The sequence below is a fragment of the Chitinophaga sp. sic0106 genome, from assembly GCF_019219075.1.
Lineage (GTDB): Bacteria > Bacteroidota > Bacteroidia > Chitinophagales > Chitinophagaceae > Chitinophaga.
Genome location: NZ_JAHUWJ010000001.1, coordinates 405,419 through 427,465, shown reverse-complemented (window position 1 = coordinate 427,465; position 22,047 = coordinate 405,419). Strand labels below are relative to the sequence as shown.

20 protein-coding genes are annotated in these 22,047 nt (G+C 47.5%); 11 read left to right on the top strand and 9 right to left on the bottom strand.

What is annotated here, in order from left to right:
* Positions 1 to 13 precede the first annotated feature (13 nt).
* The gene (locus KW844_RS01785) at positions 14 to 1,516 is read right to left on the bottom strand and encodes a GH3 auxin-responsive promoter family protein (RefSeq protein WP_255578104.1); all 1,503 of its coding nucleotides are present in this window, start codon (positions 1,514 to 1,516) and stop codon (positions 14 to 16) included.
* A gap of 52 nt (positions 1,517 to 1,568) precedes the next feature.
* Positions 1,569 to 2,330: an LPS export ABC transporter ATP-binding protein gene (gene lptB / locus KW844_RS01780; protein WP_218374988.1), complete on the bottom strand. Its 762-nt coding sequence runs from the start codon at positions 2,328 to 2,330 to the stop codon at positions 1,569 to 1,571.
* Positions 2,331 to 2,453: 123 nt separating this feature from the next.
* Between lptB and KW844_RS01775 the strand changes: the two genes are divergently transcribed.
* The gene (locus tag KW844_RS01775) at positions 2,454 to 3,407 is read left to right on the top strand and encodes a methylenetetrahydrofolate reductase (RefSeq protein ID WP_218374987.1); all 954 of its coding nucleotides are present in this window, start codon (positions 2,454 to 2,456) and stop codon (positions 3,405 to 3,407) included.
* Positions 3,408 to 3,648: 241 nt separating this feature from the next.
* Here KW844_RS01775 and KW844_RS01770 read toward each other — a convergent pair whose 3' ends face one another.
* The 4 genes from KW844_RS01770 to KW844_RS01755 all read right to left on the bottom strand — a co-directional run bounded on the left by KW844_RS01770 (position 3,649) and on the right by KW844_RS01755 (position 7,516).
* Entirely contained in the window at positions 3,649 to 4,344 is a 696-nt protein-coding gene (locus tag KW844_RS01770) for a porin family protein (protein ID WP_218374986.1), read from the bottom strand.
* A gap of 179 nt (positions 4,345 to 4,523) precedes the next feature.
* Positions 4,524 to 5,150: a porin family protein gene (locus KW844_RS01765; RefSeq protein WP_218374985.1), complete on the bottom strand. Its 627-nt coding sequence runs from the start codon at positions 5,148 to 5,150 to the stop codon at positions 4,524 to 4,526.
* Between the two features lie 129 nt (positions 5,151 to 5,279).
* Positions 5,280 to 5,996 carry a porin family protein gene (locus KW844_RS01760; protein WP_218374984.1) on the bottom strand — a complete coding sequence of 239 codons (717 nt, stop codon included), beginning with the start codon at positions 5,994 to 5,996 and terminating at the stop codon, positions 5,280 to 5,282.
* 119 nt (positions 5,997 to 6,115) lie between these two features.
* On the bottom strand, positions 6,116 to 7,516 hold the full coding sequence (locus KW844_RS01755; protein WP_218374983.1) for a TlpA family protein disulfide reductase: 1,401 nt from the start codon (positions 7,514 to 7,516) through the stop codon (positions 6,116 to 6,118).
* Between the two features lie 63 nt (positions 7,517 to 7,579).
* Here KW844_RS01755 and rlmD point away from each other — a divergent pair, with 63 nt between their 5' ends.
* From rlmD to KW844_RS01705, 10 genes are all read left to right on the top strand, one after another.
* Entirely contained in the window at positions 7,580 to 8,995 is a 1,416-nt protein-coding gene (rlmD, locus tag KW844_RS01750) for a 23S rRNA (uracil(1939)-C(5))-methyltransferase RlmD (RefSeq protein WP_218374982.1), read from the top strand.
* A gap of 19 nt (positions 8,996 to 9,014) precedes the next feature.
* Positions 9,015 to 9,827: a rhomboid family intramembrane serine protease gene (locus KW844_RS01745; RefSeq protein WP_218374981.1), complete on the top strand. Its 813-nt coding sequence runs from the start codon at positions 9,015 to 9,017 to the stop codon at positions 9,825 to 9,827.
* A gap of 54 nt (positions 9,828 to 9,881) precedes the next feature.
* Positions 9,882 to 10,814 carry a rhomboid family intramembrane serine protease gene (locus KW844_RS01740; RefSeq protein ID WP_218374980.1) on the top strand — a complete coding sequence of 311 codons (933 nt, stop codon included), beginning with the start codon at positions 9,882 to 9,884 and terminating at the stop codon, positions 10,812 to 10,814.
* Between the two features lie 205 nt (positions 10,815 to 11,019).
* Positions 11,020 to 12,108 carry an endonuclease/exonuclease/phosphatase family protein gene (locus KW844_RS01735; RefSeq protein ID WP_218374979.1) on the top strand — a complete coding sequence of 363 codons (1,089 nt, stop codon included), beginning with the start codon at positions 11,020 to 11,022 and terminating at the stop codon, positions 12,106 to 12,108.
* Positions 12,109 to 12,140: 32 nt separating this feature from the next.
* Positions 12,141 to 13,280, top strand: a complete 1,140-nt coding sequence (locus KW844_RS01730; RefSeq protein ID WP_218374978.1) for an endonuclease/exonuclease/phosphatase family protein — start codon at positions 12,141 to 12,143, stop codon at positions 13,278 to 13,280.
* Positions 13,281 to 13,454: 174 nt separating this feature from the next.
* Positions 13,455 to 14,957, top strand: coding sequence for a cysteine--tRNA ligase (gene cysS / locus KW844_RS01725; RefSeq protein WP_218374977.1), 1,503 nt, complete (start codon positions 13,455 to 13,457; stop codon positions 14,955 to 14,957).
* A 27-nt stretch (positions 14,958 to 14,984) separates the two neighbouring features.
* Positions 14,985 to 15,977, top strand: a complete 993-nt coding sequence (locus tag KW844_RS01720; RefSeq protein ID WP_218374976.1) for a M28 family peptidase — start codon at positions 14,985 to 14,987, stop codon at positions 15,975 to 15,977.
* Positions 15,978 to 16,051: 74 nt separating this feature from the next.
* Positions 16,052 to 16,675, top strand: a complete 624-nt coding sequence (locus KW844_RS01715; RefSeq protein WP_218374975.1) for an alpha-ketoglutarate-dependent dioxygenase AlkB — start codon at positions 16,052 to 16,054, stop codon at positions 16,673 to 16,675.
* A gap of 13 nt (positions 16,676 to 16,688) precedes the next feature.
* The gene (locus KW844_RS01710; RefSeq protein WP_218374974.1) at positions 16,689 to 17,591 is read left to right on the top strand and encodes a hypothetical protein; all 903 of its coding nucleotides are present in this window, start codon (positions 16,689 to 16,691) and stop codon (positions 17,589 to 17,591) included.
* Positions 17,592 to 17,701: 110 nt separating this feature from the next.
* Positions 17,702 to 18,766 (top strand): META domain-containing protein, encoded by a 1,065-nt coding sequence (locus tag KW844_RS01705; protein ID WP_218374973.1) that lies wholly within the window; start codon positions 17,702 to 17,704, stop codon positions 18,764 to 18,766.
* A gap of 72 nt (positions 18,767 to 18,838) precedes the next feature.
* Here KW844_RS01705 and KW844_RS01700 read toward each other — a convergent pair whose 3' ends face one another.
* The 3 genes from KW844_RS01700 to KW844_RS01690 form a co-directional block, all read right to left on the bottom strand.
* Entirely contained in the window at positions 18,839 to 19,156 is a 318-nt protein-coding gene (locus tag KW844_RS01700; protein WP_218374972.1) for an IPT/TIG domain-containing protein, read from the bottom strand.
* Between the two features lie 207 nt (positions 19,157 to 19,363).
* Positions 19,364 to 20,110 carry a succinate dehydrogenase/fumarate reductase iron-sulfur subunit gene (locus KW844_RS01695; protein WP_218374971.1) on the bottom strand — a complete coding sequence of 249 codons (747 nt, stop codon included), beginning with the start codon at positions 20,108 to 20,110 and terminating at the stop codon, positions 19,364 to 19,366.
* A gap of 24 nt (positions 20,111 to 20,134) precedes the next feature.
* On the bottom strand, positions 20,135 to 22,045 hold the full coding sequence (locus tag KW844_RS01690) for a fumarate reductase/succinate dehydrogenase flavoprotein subunit (RefSeq protein ID WP_218374970.1): 1,911 nt from the start codon (positions 22,043 to 22,045) through the stop codon (positions 20,135 to 20,137).
* Positions 22,046 to 22,047 lie beyond the last annotated feature (2 nt).

Here is a 22,047-nt window from a genome sequence, read left to right as displayed (position 1 = left end):
AGTTGATAGGTTTTTAAGCGTTCATATTTGATTTGGCAAACCGCAGGATCTCTTCGAGATAGTTACGGTCGTTGTTGAGGCGTGGCACTTTGTGCTGTCCTCCGAGCTTTCCTTTACTTTTCAGGAATTCGCAGAAGGTGCCTTGTGGCATTACATGTACCAATGGGCGTGCCAGTGCGATATCTTTATGCCTTTTAGCTTCGTAATCAGAATTAATGGTTTTAAGTGTGCCGTCAAGAACGTCGATAAAGTGTTCCATATTGTCCGGCGCCTTATCAAATTCCACGAGCCACTCGTGGCCACCGTTGCCGTTATCACTGAAATATACCGGTGCCGCCGTATAGTCGTTCACGATAGCGCCGGTAGCTTCGCTGGCCTGTGCAATGGCGGTATCAGAGTTTTCCACAATCACTTCTTCCCCGAAGGCGTTGATAAAGGATTTGGTGCGGCCGCTTACTTTAATCCGGTAAGGGAGCAATGAGGTGAACTGAACGGTGTCCCCCACCATATAGCGCCATAGGCCACCATTGGTACTGATCACCAGTGCATAGTTTTTACCCAGCTCTACTTCCTGGAGCTGCAGGGTGCGCGGCTCTTCCTTACCCAGTTCTTCCATCGGCATAAACTCGTAGAAGATGCCATGATTGAGGAACAGGAGTAATCCTTCTTCACCTATAACATCCTGTGCGGCGAAGAATCCTTCGGAGGCGTTATAGGTTTCCTGGTAGTACATCAGCGGCTTGCGGATCAGTTTTTTGAACTGTTCGCGATAGGGCGTGAAGCTCACGCCGCCGTGCATATATAATTCTATATTAGGCCATACATCGGCCAGGTTATCTGTGCCGGTGAGCTCAAATATTCTTTTGATCAGTACGATGGTCCAGGTGGGAACGCCGGCGATGCTGGTTACATTTTCATGTATAACGGCATTGGCCATACGCTCAATTTTTTCTTCCCATTCGTCCATCAGGGCGATGGAAAGGTCGGGCGTGCGGATCATGTTCCCGTAAAACGGCATGTTTTGCAGCATCACAGCGCTGAGGTCTCCGAAGTAGGAGTCGCTGTCGTCCGACAATTTATTCACCTGGTGGCTTCCGCCGATCACGAGGGATTTGCCGGTGAGCACATCTGAATCGGGGAAGTTATTATAATATAGGGTGAGTACATCTCTGCCGGAGCGGTAGTGGCACTCATCGAGGCTTTCTACGGTTACGGGAATGAATTTGCTTTTATCGGCGGTGGTACCGCTGGACTTGGCAAACCATTTTATGGGAGTATTCCAGATTACATTCTGTTGGCCTTCCATCACCCGCTGGATATAGGGTTTGATGGTATCATAGGTATGAATAGGAACAGCTTTCTTATACTCGTCGATCTTGTATATTTTGGAGAAACCGTGTTGTTTTCCGAATTCGGTATACTGAGCGGCAGAGATAAGATTCTGAAATACCTGCTGTTGCACTTGCACCGGATACTGCATGAAATGCGCGATGCGCCCCATACGTAATCTGGCCAACTGTGATATTGCAGGACTTAAAATTCGCATAATAGGATTACTGTGGAATGGTTTATTGTTTAGCTGCTTCGTCCAGGTAATTCTTACGGCGCAAAATGAAATTCTGGCCAAGATACACTTTTCTTACCTGTTCATCTTCTGCCAGGTCTTCAGCGGAGCCGGACTTCAGTATCTTCCCTTCAAACAGCAGGTATGCGCGGTCGGTGATGGACAAGGTTTCCTGTACGTTATGGTCTGTGATGAGAATACCGATATTTTTGTACTTCAGTTTGGCTACAATCGACTGAATATCTTCCACAGCTATCGGGTCAATCCCGGCAAATGGCTCATCGAGGAGTATAAATTTGGGATCTACTGCCAGTGCGCGCGCAATTTCTGTACGGCGGCGTTCACCACCGCTCAGTACATCACCCGGGCTTTTACGCACGTGTGTGAGTCGGAACTCTGACAGCAATGCTTCCAGTTTTTCTTTTTGCTCAGCTCTTTTCAGGTTGGTCATTTCCAAAACTGCCGAGATGTTATCTTCTACGCTCAGTTTACGGAATACCGAGGCTTCCTGCGGGAGGTAGCCTATACCCATCTGGGCTCTCTTATACATAGGTAATTTGGTGATATTCAAGTCGTTGAGGTAAACATTACCTTCATCTGGCTTGATCAGGCCTACTACCATGTAAAAAGATGTGGTTTTACCCGCACCGTTAGGGCCCAGGAGCCCTACGATTTCGCCCTGAGATACTTCGACAGACACGTGGTTTACCACGGTTCTGGCGCCGTATTTCTTTACAAGCTGGTCTGTATGTATTCTTAGTGCCATATTTTGAAACTTAGCAAAATTAAACAATTCATCCACTTGGCCTAGTTATAGTTATCATAAGATCAAAAAACACTATTTTAAGGGGATCAATTAATTTTGCATCCACAATATCCAGCCAATAACATGAAAGTAACTGAACATATAGCCCAGGCGAAAGATACACGCGTATCATTTGAGGTACTGCCCCCGTTGAAAGGTAAGAGTATCGACTCCATATACGACCATCTGGACCCGCTGATGGAGTTTAAACCGGCCTTTATTAACGTTACGTACCACCGCAGCGAGCATATGTTCAAGAAAAAGGCCGATGGCAGCTTCGAGAAGGTGGAAATCAGAAAACGCCCCGGTACCGTAGGTATTTGTGCGGCCCTGATGAACCACTACAATGTGGATACCGTACCACACCTCATCTGTGGCGGCTTTAGCCGGGAGGAAACAGAGAATGCGCTGATTGACCTGGCCTTCATTGGAATTGATAACGTATTGGTACTCAGAGGCGACGCCCCAAAAAATGAGTCTTTTTTTGAGCCTGATCCTCATGGCCACAGCTATGCCAGTGAATTACTCGGGCAGGTGGTGCAGATGAACAATGGCATCTACCTGGAAGATGACCTGCAAAGCGGGGTTAAAACCAATTTCTGTATTGGCGTGGCCGGCTACCCGGAAAAACATTTTGAGGCGCCTAACATGCAAACCGACCTGGCCAACCTGAAGCGGAAAGTGGACGGAGGAGCTGATTACATCGTTACCCAGATGTTTTTTGATAACCAGAAATACTTTGATTTTGTGAATAAATGCCGGGAAATCGGGATCACGGTTCCGATTATTCCAGGCCTGAAACCACTGACCTCCAAGAAGCAGCTGAATATCCTGCCCAGGATTTTCAATGTGGATATCCCTACGGAGTTCTCCAACGAGATCCTGAAATGCAAAACCGATAAGGAGGTGGAGCAGTTGGGTACAGAATGGCTGATTGCGCAATCCAGAGAGCTGAAACAATTTGGCGTGCCTATTCTCCATTATTACACCTTGGGTAAACCGAAGGTGGTGCGCGATGCCGTGGCAGCTATCATGTAGCAGCACCAATATCTTCCTAAATGAAAAATGCCATTATGTAGATACATAGTGGCATATCCCTATAACTGTCACACTTTTAATTTAACTGTCCAATGAACGGGTTTCCCTCCCCAGGGAAGCCCGTTCTGATATATTGACGCCTCCCGGAAAAGATGCCCCTACGTCTCCCTAAAAAAAATAGGACCACCCGCAGGTAGTCCTAAATAACGACGATCATTGCTCGCAACTATTTTCTGATGTGCTACCAGTCCTCCCGGTTTAATAACACACCGATAGAAATACCAAAGGACCTGTTAGTAATTTTCAGGTCATCGGATTTGTCAATGTCAAGCAAACCCAGACTGTAGTTAGCTCCTACGGTAATGTAGTTATTCATTTCCAGGGAGATAAGGGCGTTACCGCCAACGTCCCAGCGGCCTAGCTGCATGGTACTGTTGGGGACATTCGGGGACTTGGCAAAATCAATTGACTGGTAAGCATCCTGTACTAATTTACCATCATCGTAAACGGCCAGGTTATACTTTGCATTCAGGCTGTAAGCCACGTAGGGCCCTAGCCCGAAGGCTAACCTGGCATTTCCAACCGGCACCTTGTAGACTGCATTTACCGGTAGGGTAATATATTGCAGCTTTACTTTTGTGGTGGCAGTAGAGAAAGCGCCTGCCGGCGGCTTGGTAACAGGATTCAGTTTAGCACCTTTTACCTCATAGTTCACGATAGGCTGAAGGTACAATTGCCGGGTCAACGGAATGTTCACCACCAGTCCAACGTTCCAGTTATCCGCGGCCTCCGTTCCCGGAACCGCTGTTTGTGAATTGCCCGAAGTGATCGACAAATTGGAGTTTACATAGCCACCTCTCACTCCTAAACTGACCTGCGCTGATGCCACAGATACAGTCAGGCAAGCAGTTGCTACTGCTAGCGTAAAATTTTTCATGAATAGGACATTTGGGATTTAATCGTCACTATAGAAAGTTGGAACTTGAATACAAACGAAAAACTTACGCAAAGGTTTGAAATAATCTCTATAAAACGCACAAAGGCCGTTAGTATTTTTATCTACTAACGACCTTAATTAATTTTCAATTATTTTACATATAACAGATTATATAAATATTATCTGCCGCTGAATTTATAACCCAGCGAAACGCCGAAAGAAGCGTTTTTGAACTTGCGGTTATTGTCTGTATTATCAGCCGCATTTACGAATCCGAGATCACCATTCAGGCCAAAATACAAGCCCATTGGCATCTGGTAACCTATCTGCAGGGTACCACCGCAATCGAAGCGTTTTAGCTTGGCGAAGCCGGCTTCATCATCGAAAGCCCCTACATCTCCCGTAATAGTATTTTTGTAATTACCCCCTAAACCAACGGCGAAATAGGGACCTACACCCAATACGAGATTACCGTTACCTACTTCTGGGGTAAACTGGAACATGATGGGTAATTGCAGGTAGCTGAGTGATACTTTTACATCAGAATTCTTAAACTTTCCACCTTTACCGGCGTATAACAGCCCGGTACCTATGGAAAAGTCCTCGGCAATGGGTATATCCACGGTGATCCCACCTCTGAAACTGGTCAGGATCTTACTGGTTTCTTTACTGGTAAACCCGAAGGCACCGAGATTTTCATATGTTACGCTGGAAAAGTTAGGACCCGCAAGGATACCCCATTTGGCCTGACCAAAGGATATGCTGGCGATCAATAACGCAACAACCGATAACAATAACTTTTTCATCTTTTTGGGTTTTTGTTTGGTGTGCAGGCAGCAGGCAATGCCTGTACACCGGATCACTTGAGGTTTGATTTAAACAAATGCCTGATTACTTGCATGCTCTATATACAAAGCAGTGACGAAATTGTTTAACTATTTACCTCCGAAAAGATAACCTACGGAGAAGCTCAGCACCCGGTTTTTACCCTTATCGTCGGTACTATTATCCGCGCCTGACTGCAGTTTGCCAAATCCTAAACCATACTGGACAGCAATTAAAACGTTGTGGGTTTCCACCCCTACCTGTACGTTACCGCCCCAGTCAAATCTTTTCAGCTTGTCGTAACCATAGTTTGGATCTCCGCCATTAAAAGGAGTATCATCGTCCCACTTGATGTTATTGGAAACGGTGGTAATGGAGCCTGTACCGGTATTGGATTCCACTTTGTTTTTACCGGCTACCCCAAAGGCAAAGTAAGGTCCCACCCCACCAAAGATGCTGGTGTGTGCGCCCACTGGAATTTTACCCACGAAGTTTAAAGGAATTTCTATGTAAGATGGATTGGTTTTCAGACTTACATATGGATTTGCAACAGTCGGATTGTCCTTATCACCAATGTCTATTTTAGACCCTTTGGTAGAATAAAAAACGCCCGGCTGGAAGGAAAGAATTCTCGGAACTAATGGTAAGTCGGCCACAACACCAAGGTTCCATCCTGGTAGCATCTGATTGTCTTTAACGGAGCCGGAGTTATCAACGGTGATTGTACTAAGGTTTAAACCACCTTTCACACCTATCCGCGCCTGAGCCATTGCAGCAAAAGAAATACATACCGCGGCGATCGACAAAATAATCTTCTTTTTGAGCATAATGGATGTTGTTTGGTTCGATTTGCCCAAAACCAAAGACTATGCCAATAACGTTAAAATTTTGTTTAAGTAATTGATATACAATGAACTAAGAGGCCGCTTTTCAGCGGCCTCTACTATTAATTTGCAACGGTGGAAGTGGTACTTCTGGAGAGAAACTGATCTAATTGTTCCACACCTAAACGTTTCGCCACAATCTTTTTCTTTTCATCGAGCAGGTATACTACCGGTGTCGAATACACGTCGTACAGTCGCCGGTAGTTGCTGGTGGATTCAGGGTCCCATGCGTGAATCCAGCCGGTGATATGATTTTGTTTGATGAAGCCCAGCCACTCCTCTTTAGTACCTTCTGTTTTGATGCCGATCATTTTCACGCCCAGCTGCTTCCAGCGGCTGTTGTAGGCAGAATCCAGCCTTGGAATTTCTGTTTTGCAATGTCCGCAGGTTGGGTCCCAGAACACCAGCACGGTGTATTTTGCCTGTGTTTTATATAGTGAAACAGCCTTGGAAGCGGTATCCTTCAACTCCAGCGGGGCGGCCTGCTGACCGATGAGATTCGGAGCAATGGAATAGGCACGGCTTACAATTTTATTCAGCTGCTCATCATTTAGCCAGAACGCCTCTCCGGGTACGTAATATTTCTCTACGAGGTGCACAAACACTGCATCCATACCCATGTACGGTGAGGACTCATAATTATAGGTCAGCCACCAGAGCACAAACTTGAACACTTCTTTGTTCTTACGGGTACGTGCGATCATGGCATCGCAATCCGCATTGATAGAATCCGGCATGGCTACCACCAACTGGGTAAAGTACTTTTGCAGCTTGGCTTCCAGCACGGGTGTGCGCACCAGTCTGTCGGATGTGAGATCCACTTCATCCCAGTAATGGCTTTTGAAATAATGGTAGGCAAAGGAAGAGTCTTCGCTGGCAGGCTTTGGTGGCACTACCGGCTCTTTCATGGCTTTAAATATAGTAGTGAGGATGGTCCCGGGGTGTTCGGTGATGAATTTTTCCCGGTACTCATTGATTTTTTTCATCAGGGCTGCCTGGCGTTCCTGTGCTTTGGTGGTATCGGCAGTGGTTTTGGCCACTTTCATGTCCGCCTGTATAGCGCGACTTTCCGCATCCTGTTGCAGCAGAAATTTATTATAGGCTACAAAGAGATCATTATCTGGTGAGCCTTTATACGCCGTTTTGTTGACGAAGTCGCTGGTATCCAGTGATACTTCAAACGTCTGATTTTTATCGATCAGGGTTTCCAGGTAGCGTTGTTTATCCGGCATTACCAGGAGATAAATCCCCGAATTGAGGTGGGTTTTCCCTTTCAGCACCGCTACTCCTGCCGGGGATATCTCGGCGGAATCAGTCAGATAGGTACTTTTACCCATGTAATGGCCCAGGAAGAGCTTTCCCTGTTGATAATTCTTGAGTTTTACAGTCAGCTGATACCCTTGTGCCATTAGCTGGCTTTGGCATATCAGCGCAGAAACGAGCATGAATAGCAGTCTACGCATAGGATATATCTAAGTATCGGTAAAAATACCCCAAAATCTTAAAATCACTGTACCTTTGCAGCCGTGAGGAAAAAAAATGTTGTTTTAGAAAACGTACCTGTTACTGCTTATGCGGCAGAAGGTAAGGCCCTGGCCCGTATAGACGGCAAGGTGATATTCATTGAAGGCGGTGTGGTGCCCGGTGATGTGGTGGATGTACGTCTTAGCAAGAACAAAAAGGACTGGGCCGAAGGTAAAGCGGTACACTTCCACTCCTATTCTGATAAGCGGGTGACGCCTTTCTGCGAGCATTTCGGCACCTGTGGCGGCTGCAAGTGGCAAATGATGCCTTACAGCCTGCAGTTGGAATACAAGCAGCAGCAGGTGGCGGACCACCTGGCGCGCATCGGCAAACTGGAGCTGCCGGAAATGAGCCCTATCCTGGGTTCTAAATTCACCGAGCATTACCGGAATAAACTGGAGTTTACCTTCAGCAACAAAGCCTACCTGACAGACGCGGAAATCAGGGCTAACGACGGAGAAATTCCGAGAAAGCCGGCACTGGGTTTCCATGTACCAAAATTATTTGATAAAGTATTGGATATCAATACCTGCTACCTTATGCAGGAACCGGTAAACCTGATCCGTAACACCATCCGGGAATACGCGATCGCCAATGACCTCACTTTCTTCGACATCCGTCAACAGGAAGGCTGGCTGCGCAACCTGGTAGTACGTTTGTGTACCACCGGCGAAATAATGGTGAACCTGGTTATTCACTATGAGGACAAGGCCAACAGGATCGCCCTGATGGACCACCTCCTGAAAACCGTTCCGGCCATTACCACGCTGCTGTATACGGTAAACCCGAAGAAAAACGATTCTATCTTCGACCTGGAACCTAAAACCTACTTTGGTAAAGGATATGCGGAGGAAAAACTGGAAGACTTTACTTTTAAGATCGGTCCAAAATCTTTCTTCCAAACCAACACCTACCAGGGTGAAGTGTTATATAAGGTAACGCGTGACTTCGCCGGACTTACCGGTTCGGAAATTGTATATGACCTGTATTGCGGCACAGGTAGCATCGGGATTTTTGTTTCCCGCCAGGCTAAAAAGGTGGTAGGCATTGAGCTGATCAAAGAAGCGATCGACGATGCCCGCGAAAACGCCGCCATGAACAACGTGAGCAACGCTGAGTTTTATGCAGGCGATGTGGTGGACATCTGTGACGACGCCTTTTTTGCGCATCACGGACAGCCGGACGTAATTATTACCGATCCGCCACGGGCAGGCATGCACGAAAAACTGGTGAACAAATTACTGGAAATAGGTGCGCCCAAAATTGTATATGTGAGTTGTAATCCTGCTACACAGGCACGTGATCTCGCCCTGCTGGACGAGATGTACACTGTGGAAAAGGTGCAGCCTGTAGATATGTTTCCTCACACCCACCACATTGAAAACGTGGTGCTGCTGAAGAAAAGAGCGAATAAATAAAATCATAAGTTTAGCTAAGATGTATACGTTCAGGCCCAGGGGATTTCATTTGACACCGGTGATAAAAAATCTGTTGATCATTAACGCACTCGTGTGGCTGGTACAGATGACGGCGGCCTACCGGTTTTCCTACAATCTGGATGACCTGTTTGCGCTGCATTACTGGAAGTCTGAGTTGTTTAAGCCATGGCAGTTTGTTACCCACCTGTTCATGCATGCCATTAACGGACCATGGCACATTGCGGGCAATATGCTGATCCTTTGGCTCTTCGGGTCCACACTGGAGGAACGATGGGGCTCAAAACGCTTTCTGTTGTTCTATCTCATCTGTGGCCTTGGGGCAGCGATGTGTTATATGGGCTGGCTTACTTACGACTATACCAAACTAGCCAACGAAGCACAGGCATTCTTTGATCATCCTACAGCAGAAAATTTTGCCATCATCGACAAACGCTTTAACCTTGGCGGTAGTCAGTTTGACATGGATGGTTTACGCATGGCCCTCGCTAATAAAGAGCCGTGGGTTATAGAGCTGGCAAAGGCGCAGATTGAAGATTACATGCGGATAAACATCACCTATTCCTCCATGGTGGGCGCTTCCGGAGCAATTTATGGTACCTTGTTCGCCTTCGGCTACATGTATCCGAACGAATACATCACCTACTTTTTCATACCCATCCGTGCGAAATACTTTGTAGGTATTCTGATTATCGCGGAACTATACTTCCAGATTCAGAATGCCGCAGGCGACAACGTAGCGCATATCGCCCACCTTGGTGGTGCTTTGTTTGCCTACCTCCTGCTTCGCAACTGGAACCGGAAATTATTCTAACGCGCCAAGGCTTCGGTATTATGGCGTATTTTTGCAGAGAAAACATTTGATACCATGCATACCCTCGAAAAAGAGAAATTGTCGGGGCTCTCACTGGGAGCTGGAAAGAATATGGTAACGCAGTTACTGGTCATCAATCTTACGATATATATATTCCTCTTCTTTACACTGGTAATATATAAAATGGAAGATGTGGGAGAACCTCGTTTCTACCAGGACATTATTGCTTACCTCCGTGTTCCCTCCAGCCCTGCGCTGGCGCTGGCCCGCCCGTGGACGCTGTTGACCGCCATGTTTACACAGATACAGGTGGCAAGCATTTTTTCCAACATGGTGTGGTTGTGGGTATTCGGTTCCATACTGCAGCACCTCGCTGGTTACCTGCGTATAGTACCTTTATATCTTTTCGGTGGTATTGTTGCCAATATCTTCTTTGTACTGGGCATGCAGTTTATTCCGGGCTTTCAGGCATTATCTGCCGGCGGAGGCTATATGGGTGCGGCTGGTAGCGTAATGGCCATTGCCATAGGCGTCACCGTTTTTGCACCGGGTTACCGCATTTTCCCATTACTGGCCGGCGGCGGTATTCCGTTATGGATCATCACGACTATTTACCTGGCACTTACGCTGGGTACACATTTTACCACTCCGGGTGCAGTGGTTTACCTGCCAATGCTTGCTGGTGGCGCTATTGCTGGTGGCATCTACATGCAGCAGTGGAAGAAAGGAAACGACTGGGGCCGCGGTTACAACAAAATAGCATTTAGGTTTTCACATATGTTCCATCCGCCGGCACAGGCAACTATTCCTGCGGAAATGCTGAAAGCATCCGCTGGTGAAGCCAATGGTGAAGCTCCTTACAAAAAAGTAGGGAAAGTGCCAGAGCAGCGCATCAATGAAATACTTGAAAAGATTAGCGCCAACGGCATCACCTCTCTCACCGCAGATGAAAAAGAAACTTTGCTGAGAGCCAGCAAAACAGAATAGTGAAAAGCGCGGAACACGATGTGTTCCGCGCTTTTTTTTATAACGATTTCCAACCTTCAGCAGAGACGGGCTGCGCCCGTCTGATCGCGGTGAGACGGACGCAGCCCGTCTCTACTGAAATACCGGCTGTAATTAAGCGCATCAGAAATACTGGAGTTTTGAGTATTTTTATCAGATACTCAAATCCCTATATCCCAAATACCTGATGAAGACGCTTTTACGATGGGCCTTGCAGGTCATTAACATATTGCTACCCCTGGCTTTGCTGGCGAGCACTTTTCTGCCTTATATTTCCCCCGGAACCTTTTGGCCTACCGGCTTTGCGGGACTTGCCTTTCCTGGTTTACTGCTTCTTAACCTTATCATGCTCCCGGTGTGGGTGCTGCTCAGAAAAAAATACTGGCTGCTGCCCGTAACGGCTATCCTGCTGTCGGGAGGCGCCACTTTACGTACCTGGGCCTTCCATCCATTTCAGGAACATTCCCTTGAAAAAGCCAGTGGCAGCAAGGAGTTTACTGTAATGACCTACAACTCCAGCAGTATGGGGTTGCAGTCTTATAAAGAGAATAAAGCCATCCGCAGCAACGTATACAATACCGTTGTATTCGGCCAGGCGGATATCCTGTGCATGCAGGAGTTTTATACCAACGAGCACCCCGAACTTTCCCATAACATTGACAGTATCCGCAGCAAGGCAGGTTATGAGTATCACTATTTCACGAAGGATATGATACACTGGGACACCTGGCTTTACGGCATCGTGCTGTTTTCCCATCATCCGATATTGCAGGCAAGCACGATTCCCTGCGGCGCCAGCGCGGTGGGCAGCGGCAGCAGCTTTCTGCAGGCCGATGTGTTGGTATATGGGGATACCATCCGGGTAATTACCGGGCAGCTGGCCTCGTATATGCTGAACCGCCAGGACTTAGAGGAATTTATGGCTTTCCATTTCAGGGGGCTCGCGCATAAGATGCGGCAAACATTTACCTGGCGTGCGCAACAGGCGCAGCAGCTGGCCGGATTGGTGGCCGGCAGTCCTTATCCGGTGATTGTTTGTGGAGATTTTAATGACGTACCGGTTTCCTATACCTACCAAACAGTGGCGGCTTCCCTGCAGGACGCATTCCTTAAAACCGGCAACGGCTGGGGACGGACGTTATCGTATCTGTCGCCCAGTTTACGCATAGATTACATCCTTGCCTCCAGGCAATTCCGAGTACATGGTTGCGAAGCCATGCGGGTGGCTGATTCCGAGCATTTCCCTGTAATCTCCCGCCTGTCTTTGAAAAAATAGTAACTTTATACGTTCAACAAAGTACGTAGACCGTGCGATTCTTAAGACTTTTTACAAAAGGCTTTTTTGTAATATTAAATATCGCCCTGGTTTTAATATTCCTGGCAGCATGCCTGGCTCCCTATATCTCGCCGGCGTGGTTTTGGCCCATCAGTTTTCTGACGTTGGCCTTCCCGTTTTTGTTGGGATTACTGGTGTTGTTTCTTTTTGGGTGGCTGGTGTTCAACTACAAGTATGCGCTGCTTTCTTTGACAGCGTTATTCCTGGGGTGGAAATCTATCAGCGCGTTCATTGCTTTCAATATGCCGGCAGGCAACAAACCGATGCCAGCAAAGGAAAGCATTACAGTGATGAGCTACAACGTAAGTCAGTTCGGGCTTTATAAGGAGCGCGACAGCAAATATACCCGTCAGGCTATGTTTGCACTCATCAAGAAACAGGAACTGGATATTGCCTGCTTTCAGGATTTTTATACCGCTGAGCGAAAAAATGATTTTAATAACCGGGAAGATATCTCCCATGAGATGAACCTTCCCTACCGCTTTTTTTCCAGTGATTTTAACCGCAATGGTAATCAGCACTGGGGGTCTATCATTTATTCCAAATACCCTATCATTGCATCAGATAAGGTAAAAATGAGTAATGGCCCGCTGAGCGAGAGCCTCATCTACGCTGATATTGTGCGGAAAGGTGATACCATCCGGGTGATTAACATGCACCTGGAGTCGTACCGGTTTAACCAGAAGGACTACCGGGCTATCCGGAAGATCAAAAACCAGGAAGATACAGGGCTGGTAGCCACTAAAACTATTGTACAAAAGATGCGTGAGGCGTATATTCGCCGCAGTCAGCAGGCCGATATTGTGGGGGATTTTATCCGGCAAAGTCCATATCCTGTGATCGTTTGCGGTGATTTTAATGATACGCCGGCGTCTTACACTTATTTTAAAATAAGGGGAGATTTACAGGACGCTTTTTTAAAGAAAGGTATCGGTATTGGACGTACTTTCAGTGGACTGGCGCCTACCTTGCGAATCGATTATGTTTTTGTGAGTCCTTACTTTAAGGTGAATAGCTTCCGGAAGATAAATTCAGATCTCTCTGACCATTATCCCGTAATTTCCAACCTGAGTATAGCAGGAGAAAAGCCGGCAAATGCCGTAAATAAATAAGAAACAATAGATTATGAACAATATTAATATTTTTAGATCTGACCGATGTTGTTGCTGCAATATCGCTATCGCCATTCACCAGGGATAGCTCCCGCACGCAGCGCGGCACCACGTAGGATGACATCAAAGGAGTCATCTCACAAAAAAATTATGTCAGTCTACTATTTACAGCATATGTCAGAACTCAAAATATACAATTCAATACATCGTCAGAAAGAAGTATTTACACCAATAACGCCGGGCCATGTGGGTATGTATGTGTGCGGACCTACCGTTTCGGGAGAATCACACCTGGGCCATGCCCGCCCCTACATCACTTTTGATGTGGTAAACCGTTACCTGCGTTTCCTGGGTTATAAAGTTCGTTACGTTCGTAATATCACCGACGCGGGCCACTTCGAAGAAGAAGGCCGCGAGGCAGAAGATAAAATCTCCAAAAAAGCAATCCTGGAAAAGCTGGAGCCAATGGAACTGGTGCAGAAGTACACCAACCTGTACCACTGGGCCATGCTGCAGTTCAATAACCTGGAACCCAGCATTGAACCTACCGCTACCGGTCATATCATTGAGCAAATTGAAATGATCAAAACGATCATAGAAAAAGGATATGCGTATGAGGTAGATGGTAACGTGTATTTTGATGTGAAGAAATACGCTGCCAGCTACGACTACGGTATCCTGAGCGGCCGCGTACTGGAAGACATGCTGGAAACCACCCGCGAGCTGGAAGGACAGGAAGAAAAGCGCAATAAGGTAGATTTTGCCTTGTGGAAAAAAGCACCGCCTGAGCATATTATGCGCTGGCCAAGCCCATGGGGAGAAGGCTTCCCGGGATGGCATATCGAATGCTCTGCCATGAGTGCAAAATACCTCGGATCACAGTTTGATATCCACGGTGGCGGTATGGACCTGCAGTTCCCACACCATGAGTGCGAAATAGCCCAGAGCGAAATCGCCCATGGCGAACTGATGGCACGCTACTGGATGCATAACAATATGATCACCATCAATGGTCGTAAAATGGGTAAGTCGTATGGTAACACCATCACCCTTACCGAAATGTTTTCCGGCAACAATCCACAGCTGGAAAAAGGCTACAGCCCAATGGTGATCCGCTTCTTCGTACTTCAAACGCATTACCGCGGTACGCTCGACTTCTCCAACGAAGCCCTGCTGGCCGCCGAAAAAGGTTTACAGCGTTTGTGGGCCGCGTATGAAGTGCTACAAAAACTGACCTACACCGGCAACGGACAGCCCATCAACGAGGAGCTGGACAAGCAGGTACGTCAGCTCTGCGCGGAACTGCCGGAGTTCATGAATGATGATATCAATACCGCCAAAGTAATGGCCAACCTCTTTGAACTGGCGCCCGTGATCAACTCACTGAAAGGCGGCCAGATCAAAATGCATGAAATCAGTGAAGATACCTTTAACCTCATGCAGCATTCCTGGAAGACTTACCTGGTGGACATCCTGGGTATACAAATGGAAGTGCTGGGAACAGATGAGGATAAGCTGGATGGCGTGCTTCAAATGCTGATTAACATGCGTAAAGAAGCTAAAGCCCGCAAGGACTATGCTACTTCCGACAAGATCCGCAACGAGTTGCTGACAGTAGGTATCCAGTTGAAAGATGAAAAAGATGGCAGTGTTTCCTACTCCATCGTGCAGGACTAATTGAAACTATAAGAAAGTATTAAGATAATGCGTAAAGCTCTGATCGCGCTGACAGCGCTTGCCATGACGGTAGGCGCCTGTCAGCAGAATGGAAAAACTGAGGAAGGCAATAACGACAGTACAGGCGCCAGCAAAGTAGACCGTATACAAGTGCCGGTGCCGGTGTTTTCTGAGGATTCCGCCTATGCTTACACTGCAAAACAGGTGAGCTTTGGCCCAAGAATTCCTAATACGCCAGCCCAGGAAAAATGTGCAGCCTGGCTGATTGCCAGTCTGAAACAATGGGCAGATACCGTGTATGTACAGCGCACAACCGTAACAGGTCCTAAAGGAGAAAAACTGCCTTGTATTAACATTGTAGGCAGTTTCAACCCCGCAGCCAAACAGCGCGTACTATTGCTGGCACACTGGGATACCCGCCCTATTGCGGATGAAGATGCTTTTGATAAAACTAAAAAGCTCGATGGTGCCGATGATGGCGGCAGTGGCGTAGCCGTACTGCTGGAAGCGGCCAGAAATTTTAAAACACAAAGGCCTGATGCAGGTGTGGACATTTTATTAGTGGATGTAGAAGATTTCGGTGACCCTTCCAACGAAAACTCTTTCTGCCTGGGCACACAATACTGGGCTAAAAACCCGCATGTACCTGGCTACAAGGCCAACTATGGCATCCTGCTGGATATGGTAGGTGGCCGCGGTTCCCAGTTTTACATGGAAAAGGCCTCCCAGCAATATGCGCCAGGCCCTATGAGAATGTTCTGGGACGTAGCCAATCAAATCGGCTACTCTGACATCTTCCGATATGAAGACTATGGTTCCTATATTACCGATGACCATATACCGGTAAACACCATTGCCAACATTCCTACTTTTGACGTGCTGGCCTGGCAGGCCAGTGGTCAGTTTCCATCACACTGGCATACTACCAACGATAATATGAGTGTAATAGACAAACGTACACTGAAAGCGGTGGGTCAAACCATCCTTCAGGTGATCTATACACAACCTTTCTCCTACTAAAAACTTTTGCAGGTTTATAGCTCCGGAAAGGCAGATAACATATACAATGCGTAGTGGTGTCTTAATTTAGTGCTATGAGCCTGCAGGGAAGTTTATTCGGTCAGGATAACAATCAGAAACAGGAGATCAGCCTGGAAAACGGTCTCCTGGAATATTATCCGCAATTTTTTACTCCAACGGACAGCGACCGGATTTTCCAGCAGCTCATTTCTACCATTACCTGGAAGCAGGAATCCATGCGCATGTATGGGCGTGAAGTCCTGTTTCCCAGGCTGATGGCCTGGTATGGAGATGCCAATAGTTCCTATTCTTTTTCCGGTAATACTTTTGAACCTTTGCTATGGACAGCAGAGTTGTTGCTGATCAGGGACCGGGTGGCCGCCGCCGCCGGCACTACGTTTAACAGTGTATTGCTGAACTACTACCGTAGTGGCAACGACTCCATGGGCTGGCACGCAGATGATGAGCCCGAGCTGGGCATCAATCCGGTGATAGCATCCGTGAACATGGGCGCCACCAGGCGGTTCCTGCTGCGTCACCGTCACCATAAAAACCTGAAATACGAAATTGCCCTTGAACATGGCTCACTGCTGCTAATGAAAGGTCAGCTGCAACATTTCTGGGAACACCAGGTTCCTAAAACAGCCAAACCTGTAGGTCCCCGCATCAATCTTACGTTCAGATACATCTATCCATAAAACCGATACACCCATGAAGAACCTGGTTCTATTAATCGGAAATGATATCAACAACATTTCCGCCGGCCGGAGCTGGAAAGACCTGCTGCAGGATATCCTCACCTATTGCCATACCTCGGGCTGCATTGAAATGGATGATAAGAAGCCGTTTCCGCTCCTCTACGAAGAAATATTCCTGACGGCCATACGCCAGCATAACATGAAGGAAAAAGACCTGAAAACATTCATTGCAGGCAAAACAGCGGAAATCAGTCCCAACCAGCTCCACGCGGCTATCCGGGCTTTGCAACCGGAGCATATCCTCACTACCAATTACGAGTTCACGCTGGAAGGTACTACCCCTACTGATAACACCAGCCTGATCAGGGAAACCACTTTCAGCATATTCAGAAAGTACACGATGGATCATATCCATTACTGGCATATTCATGGCGACTGCCTCAATCCTATGAGCATCAACCTGGGCTTTGAGCACTATGGCGGCCAGTTACAGCTGATGCGTAATTATGTAGTAAGCGGCACCATTTATACGAATAAAGCAGTACCAAAAGCATCGCTGATCCGTAGAATCAGGCATAACGAAGTGTATTTTCATTCGTGGATAGACCTGTTTTTTACAAAGGATATACACATCTTCGGGATGTCGCTGGATTTCGTAGAGTCGGACCTGTGGTGGCTACTGACTTACAGGGCGCGGCAAAAATTTCATCACAAAACCATCAGTGTTCCTAACAACATCTATTACTATATCCCTGAGGCCTACACGGAGCGCTCCAAATTCAAATTAGACCTATTAAAGGCCAATGGCGTCACGGTGGTGAGTATGCCGGCGCCAACCAAACTGGCCTATTACCTCGGCATTATTGAAAAAATAGGGCAGAACAAATCCGTAAGGGATACCGCTATTGCACTTTAAGTCATTAAGTTGCATAAAAAACCGGCAATATCTTTGCAAAAGTGATTGAGATGTAACAAAATGCAGAACCCGAACGCTTGCATTGTTGTTAAAGTTTAAAATCTTAGTCTATGTTATTGAAATTAGCAATTGCCATGAGCACGCTCTTCTTCGCACCGGAGCCAGAGCAAAGCGGCCCCAAAACCCAGGTGATGTATGTAAAGGAAAGCAAGGCACCGTGCACGGGAGTGGCCCCCATGGAATGCTTACAGGTAAGAACGGAAAATGAATCAGAATGGTCCAACCTGTATACCAACATCCAGGGATTTAATTACCAACCCGGATATCAGTACAAACTGCTGGTAGCTGTGTCAAACATTAAAAACCCTCCTGCCGACGGCTCTTCCCTGAAATACACGTTGAAGAAGGTGATGTATAAAAAGAAAGTGGCAGTGAGCAACAGCGGCTCTCCGTTTGTGAGCGGCAAACGCTGGACACTGGTAGAAATGAACGGTTCTCCTATATCATCCGGCAAAATCTGGTTAGAGTTTGACCCATCCGGAAACCGCTACCATGGCAATGGTGGCTGTAACGGCATTGGTGGTGAGTTTAAACAGAATGCAACTGCCGGCATCGTGAGTTTTACCCGAGGCATGAGCACTATGATGGCCTGCATCGACGAAAACGACATGCGCAACGAAACTAACTTCCAACGCTCGCTGGAACAAAAAACCTATAACTACCGTGTGGAAAACGGCCGCCTGAATTTATATGGCAATGGCCGTCGCCTGTTGTCATTCAAGCAAGGAGCAGGTGAAGAAAAACCGCAGCAGCAGCCGGACGTTTGGGCTTTCATCTCCAGTAAAAGATGGAACCTGATCAAGCTGAATGAAACTACCATAAACGAACCAGGCATCTACCTGGAATTTGATCCTGCCAAAGGCCGCTATCATGGCCGCGGTGGATGCAATATTGTCAATGGAAGTTTTAAGCATACTGCGTCTTCTATTACTATGGGACCAGGAATGAGCACGCGTATGGCTTGCGGCGAAGCTATCATGAAAAGGGAGACTGAATTCATGAAAACAATCAGCGGCAAAACATACAAATTTGACGTAGCGGAACAAACACTCAACTTATACGATAAAGATAAGCTGGTGATGATCTTTGGAATGACTGATAAAGAGAAAAAATAATACCCTCGCATATTTATATAAAAATACCCTCGCCAAATGACGAGGGTATTTTTTTTGCGCCTGCCTGCTTCCTTACCTTAATGGTAAATTGGCTGCCAGCATTGCATTGGAGTTGTATTCAAACATCAATGAATTGGAAGGAGCATCTCCTACCGTTACCGTTACTGGTACTACGCCCGCTTTGTGAGGCGGAACCTGTACCAGGAGGTAGTTGTTGGATGCATAGAGCACTGCGGCCTTTACATCTCCAAATACCACAGTATTCTCCAGCTTATTGGTGCTGAAACCATTACCCTTGATCCGGATGAAGTTACCCGCATTTCCCGCGGTAGTAACTTTAGCGATAGGGTCCTTTCTTTCACTTTCCTTTTTTGGGGTGCACGCTAGCATGCATGTTAATAACAATACAAGGGGCGTCACAAACAATGTCAACTTTTTCATTCTTATTCTTTTTTGGGGTAAACAAACCCTGTTTAAAAAATCAATACCCTTTTTGGTATCGATGCGGTCGCAAAGTTACATCACCTCTGCGCATTCTATCTGCGTAGTTCCAACATAATTTAAAAAACCGTATTACTACGGGAACGACTGTATGAATTATTTTCGCAGCAGGTGCGCTTTGTTAAACTCCCAGTTCATGCGGGCAATATGCAGTACGGATATCTCCTGCGGACATTCAACCTCACAGGCTTCTGTATTCGTACAATGTCCAAACCCTTCTTCATCCATCTGGTTTACCATGTGTAATACCCTGTCCTGCGATTGCTCCTTCCCCTGCGGCAGTAAAGCCATATGCGTGATTTTAGCGCTGGTAAACAAAGCAGCACTTGAGTTCTTGCACACCGCTACACAGGCACCGCAGCCAATGCAGGCAGCTGCATCAAACGCTGCTTCTGCCAGCGGAGAAGTAATACGGGTGGTGTTTGCCTCCGGGGCCTGGCCGGTATTTACAGATACAAATCCACCGGATTGAATGATCCTGTCAAACGAAGACCGGTCCACCTTCAAATCGCATTTTACCGGGAAAGCCGTTGCCCTGAAAGGTTCTATGTAAATCTCCTCTCCATCATGAAAGCTGCGCATATGCAACTGGCAGGTAGTCGTGTTTTTTAACGGCCCATGCGGGCGGCCATTGATCATCACACCGCACTGGCCGCAAATGCCCTCCCGGCAATCATGGTCAAACTCCACCGGACGTATGCCCTGCCGCATCAGCTGCTCGTTCAGTACATCCAGCATTTCCAGGAACGACATATCTTCATTTACCTCTTTGAGCTCGTACGATTCCAGCTTTCCGGCTGAATCAGTGTTTTCCTGTCGCCATACTTTTAATCGTATATGCATACACGTTATATTTAACAGTTGAAGTTATTTATAGCTCCGCACCGTAGGTGCTACAAACTCGAAATGCAGTGGTTCCATATGCAATTTAGGCGGCTGATCATTGCCGGTCCAGCCCCAGGCGGATATAAAGGAGAAGTCTTTATCGTTGCGCAACGCCTCTCCATCGGGGGTTTGGTATTCCTCCCGGAAATGTGCTCCGCAGGACTCGTTCCTGGTCAAGGCATCGTAACACATGAGCTCTCCCAGCTCCAGGTAGTCCGCTACGCGGCCAGCCTTTTCCAGTTCCCCGTTGAGGCCGAGTCCTCCGGGTACGTGCAGGTTTTTATAGAAGTCCGTCCGCAGCTCCTTTATTTCACCTAATGCAGCCTGTAAACCGGCAGCGGAGCGGGAAAGGCCACATTTATCATATAGGATATGTCCAAGTTGGCGGTGAAAATAATCCGCGGGCTCCTTACCCTTGATTGCCATCAGCAGTTGCAGTTGTTCTTTCACCTGGCTTTCTGCTGCGTCAAATGCAGGATGTTTAATACCTATAGGTCCGGTCTTTATTTCATCTGCCAGGAAATTCGCCATGGTGTAAGGTGCAATAAAGTAACCGTCGATACTGGCTTGCAGCAGTGAATTAGCGCCAAGTCTGTTTGCCCCGTGATCAGCGAAGTTGGCTTCTCCCAAAGCATATAAACCCGGAATAGTAGTCATCAGTTCATAATCTACCCACAAACCTCCCATGGAAAAGTGCGCTGCGGGAGATATCAGCATGGGTTCCGTATAAGCGTTCACGTTAGTGATCTTCTGGTACATCCGAAACAGGTTACCATATTTTTCTTTGATCTTATCCTCCCCCTGCTCGCGGATGGCACGGGAAAAGTCGAGATACACAGCATTTTTCAACGGCCCTATCCCGTAACCTGCGTCGATACGCTCTTTGGCCGCACGGGAAGCTATATCCCTGGGGCTCAGGTTACCGAAGGCAGGATATCGTCTCTCCAGATAATAATCTCTTTCTTCCTCCGGAATCTGATTGGCAGGCCGCTGGTCGCCCTGTTTTTTTGGCACCCAGATACGGCCATCGTTGCGGAGCGATTCTGACATCAGCGTGAGCTTTGACTGGTACTCTCCCGATTGAGGCAGACTGGTAGGATGGATCTGCGTCCAGCTGGGGTTAGCCATCAGCGCACCTTTTTTATGTGCCCGCCAGATGGCGGAACCGTTGCAGCCCATGGCCAGGGTCGACAGAAAATAGATCTTCCCAAAACCGCCGGTGGCCAATACCACCGCATGTGCGCTGTGCCGCTCAATAGCACCGGTGTCCATATTCCGGATAATCACTCCTCTTGCTTTACCATCAATGACCACCAGTTCCAGCATTTCGTGGCGGGTATACAACTGCACATGCCCCTGGTGCACCTGCCGCATCAGCGCCTGGTAAGCACCCAGCAGCAACTGCTGTCCCGTTTGCCCTCTGGCATAAAAGGTTCTGGACACCTGCACGCCGCCAAAAGAGCGGTTGTTGAGGTAGCCCCCGTATTCCCGGCCGAAAGGAACACCCTGTGCCACCGCCTGATCAATGAGGTTAGCGCTGCATTCCGCCATGCGGTATACATTGGCTTCGCGTGCGCGGAAGTCGCCCCCTTTTATGGTATCATAAAACATTCTGTATACGCTGTCGCCATCATTTTTATAGTTCTTGCAGGCATTTACACCGCCTTGTGCCGCCACGCTATGGGCACGCCTGGCAGAATCCTGGAAACAGAAGCTTTTTACCTTATAGCCCATCTCACCGAGGGAGGCTGCAGCGGAGCTGCCGGCAAGGCCCGTTCCCACCACGATAATGTCCAGTTTCTTGCGGTTGGCAGGATTTACCAGTTTCGCATGTGACTTATAGTGATTCCATTTTTCCTCCAGTGGACCGGGAGGTATTTTCGCATCCAGCATGG

What these genes read in the sequence shown, in the direction of transcription:
- KW844_RS01765 (WP_218374985.1), bottom strand. Translation starts at nt 5,150, where the DNA reads ATGAAAAAGTTATTGTTATCGGTTGTTGCGTTATTGATCGCCAGCATA.
- KW844_RS01770 (WP_218374986.1), bottom strand. Translation starts at nt 4,344, where the DNA reads ATGAAAAATTTTACGCTAGCAGTAGCAACTGCTTGCCTGACTGTATCT.
- KW844_RS01745 (WP_218374981.1), top strand. Translation starts at nt 9,015, where the DNA reads ATGTATACGTTCAGGCCCAGGGGATTTCATTTGACACCGGTGATAAAA.
- KW844_RS01735 (WP_218374979.1), top strand. Translation starts at nt 11,020, where the DNA reads ATGAAGACGCTTTTACGATGGGCCTTGCAGGTCATTAACATATTGCTA.
- cysS (WP_218374977.1), top strand. Translation starts at nt 13,455, where the DNA reads ATGTCAGAACTCAAAATATACAATTCAATACATCGTCAGAAAGAAGTA.
- KW844_RS01715 (WP_218374975.1), top strand. Translation starts at nt 16,052, where the DNA reads ATGAGCCTGCAGGGAAGTTTATTCGGTCAGGATAACAATCAGAAACAG.
- KW844_RS01775 (WP_218374987.1), top strand. Translation starts at nt 2,454, where the DNA reads ATGAAAGTAACTGAACATATAGCCCAGGCGAAAGATACACGCGTATCA.
- KW844_RS01740 (WP_218374980.1), top strand. Translation starts at nt 9,882, where the DNA reads ATGCATACCCTCGAAAAAGAGAAATTGTCGGGGCTCTCACTGGGAGCT.
- KW844_RS01705 (WP_218374973.1), top strand. Translation starts at nt 17,702, where the DNA reads ATGTTATTGAAATTAGCAATTGCCATGAGCACGCTCTTCTTCGCACCG.
- KW844_RS01700 (WP_218374972.1), bottom strand. Translation starts at nt 19,156, where the DNA reads ATGCTAGCGTGCACCCCAAAAAAGGAAAGTGAAAGAAAGGACCCTATC.
- KW844_RS01755 (WP_218374983.1), bottom strand. Translation starts at nt 7,516, where the DNA reads ATGCGTAGACTGCTATTCATGCTCGTTTCTGCGCTGATATGCCAAAGC.
- KW844_RS01695 (WP_218374971.1), bottom strand. Translation starts at nt 20,110, where the DNA reads ATGCATATACGATTAAAAGTATGGCGACAGGAAAACACTGATTCAGCC.
- KW844_RS01760 (WP_218374984.1), bottom strand. Translation starts at nt 5,996, where the DNA reads ATGCTCAAAAAGAAGATTATTTTGTCGATCGCCGCGGTATGTATTTCT.
- lptB (WP_218374988.1), bottom strand. Translation starts at nt 2,330, where the DNA reads ATGGCACTAAGAATACATACAGACCAGCTTGTAAAGAAATACGGCGCC.
- KW844_RS01690 (WP_218374970.1), bottom strand. Translation starts at nt 22,045, where the DNA reads ATGCTGGATGCGAAAATACCTCCCGGTCCACTGGAGGAAAAATGGAAT.
- KW844_RS01710 (WP_218374974.1), top strand. Translation starts at nt 16,689, where the DNA reads ATGAAGAACCTGGTTCTATTAATCGGAAATGATATCAACAACATTTCC.
- KW844_RS01720 (WP_218374976.1), top strand. Translation starts at nt 14,985, where the DNA reads ATGCGTAAAGCTCTGATCGCGCTGACAGCGCTTGCCATGACGGTAGGC.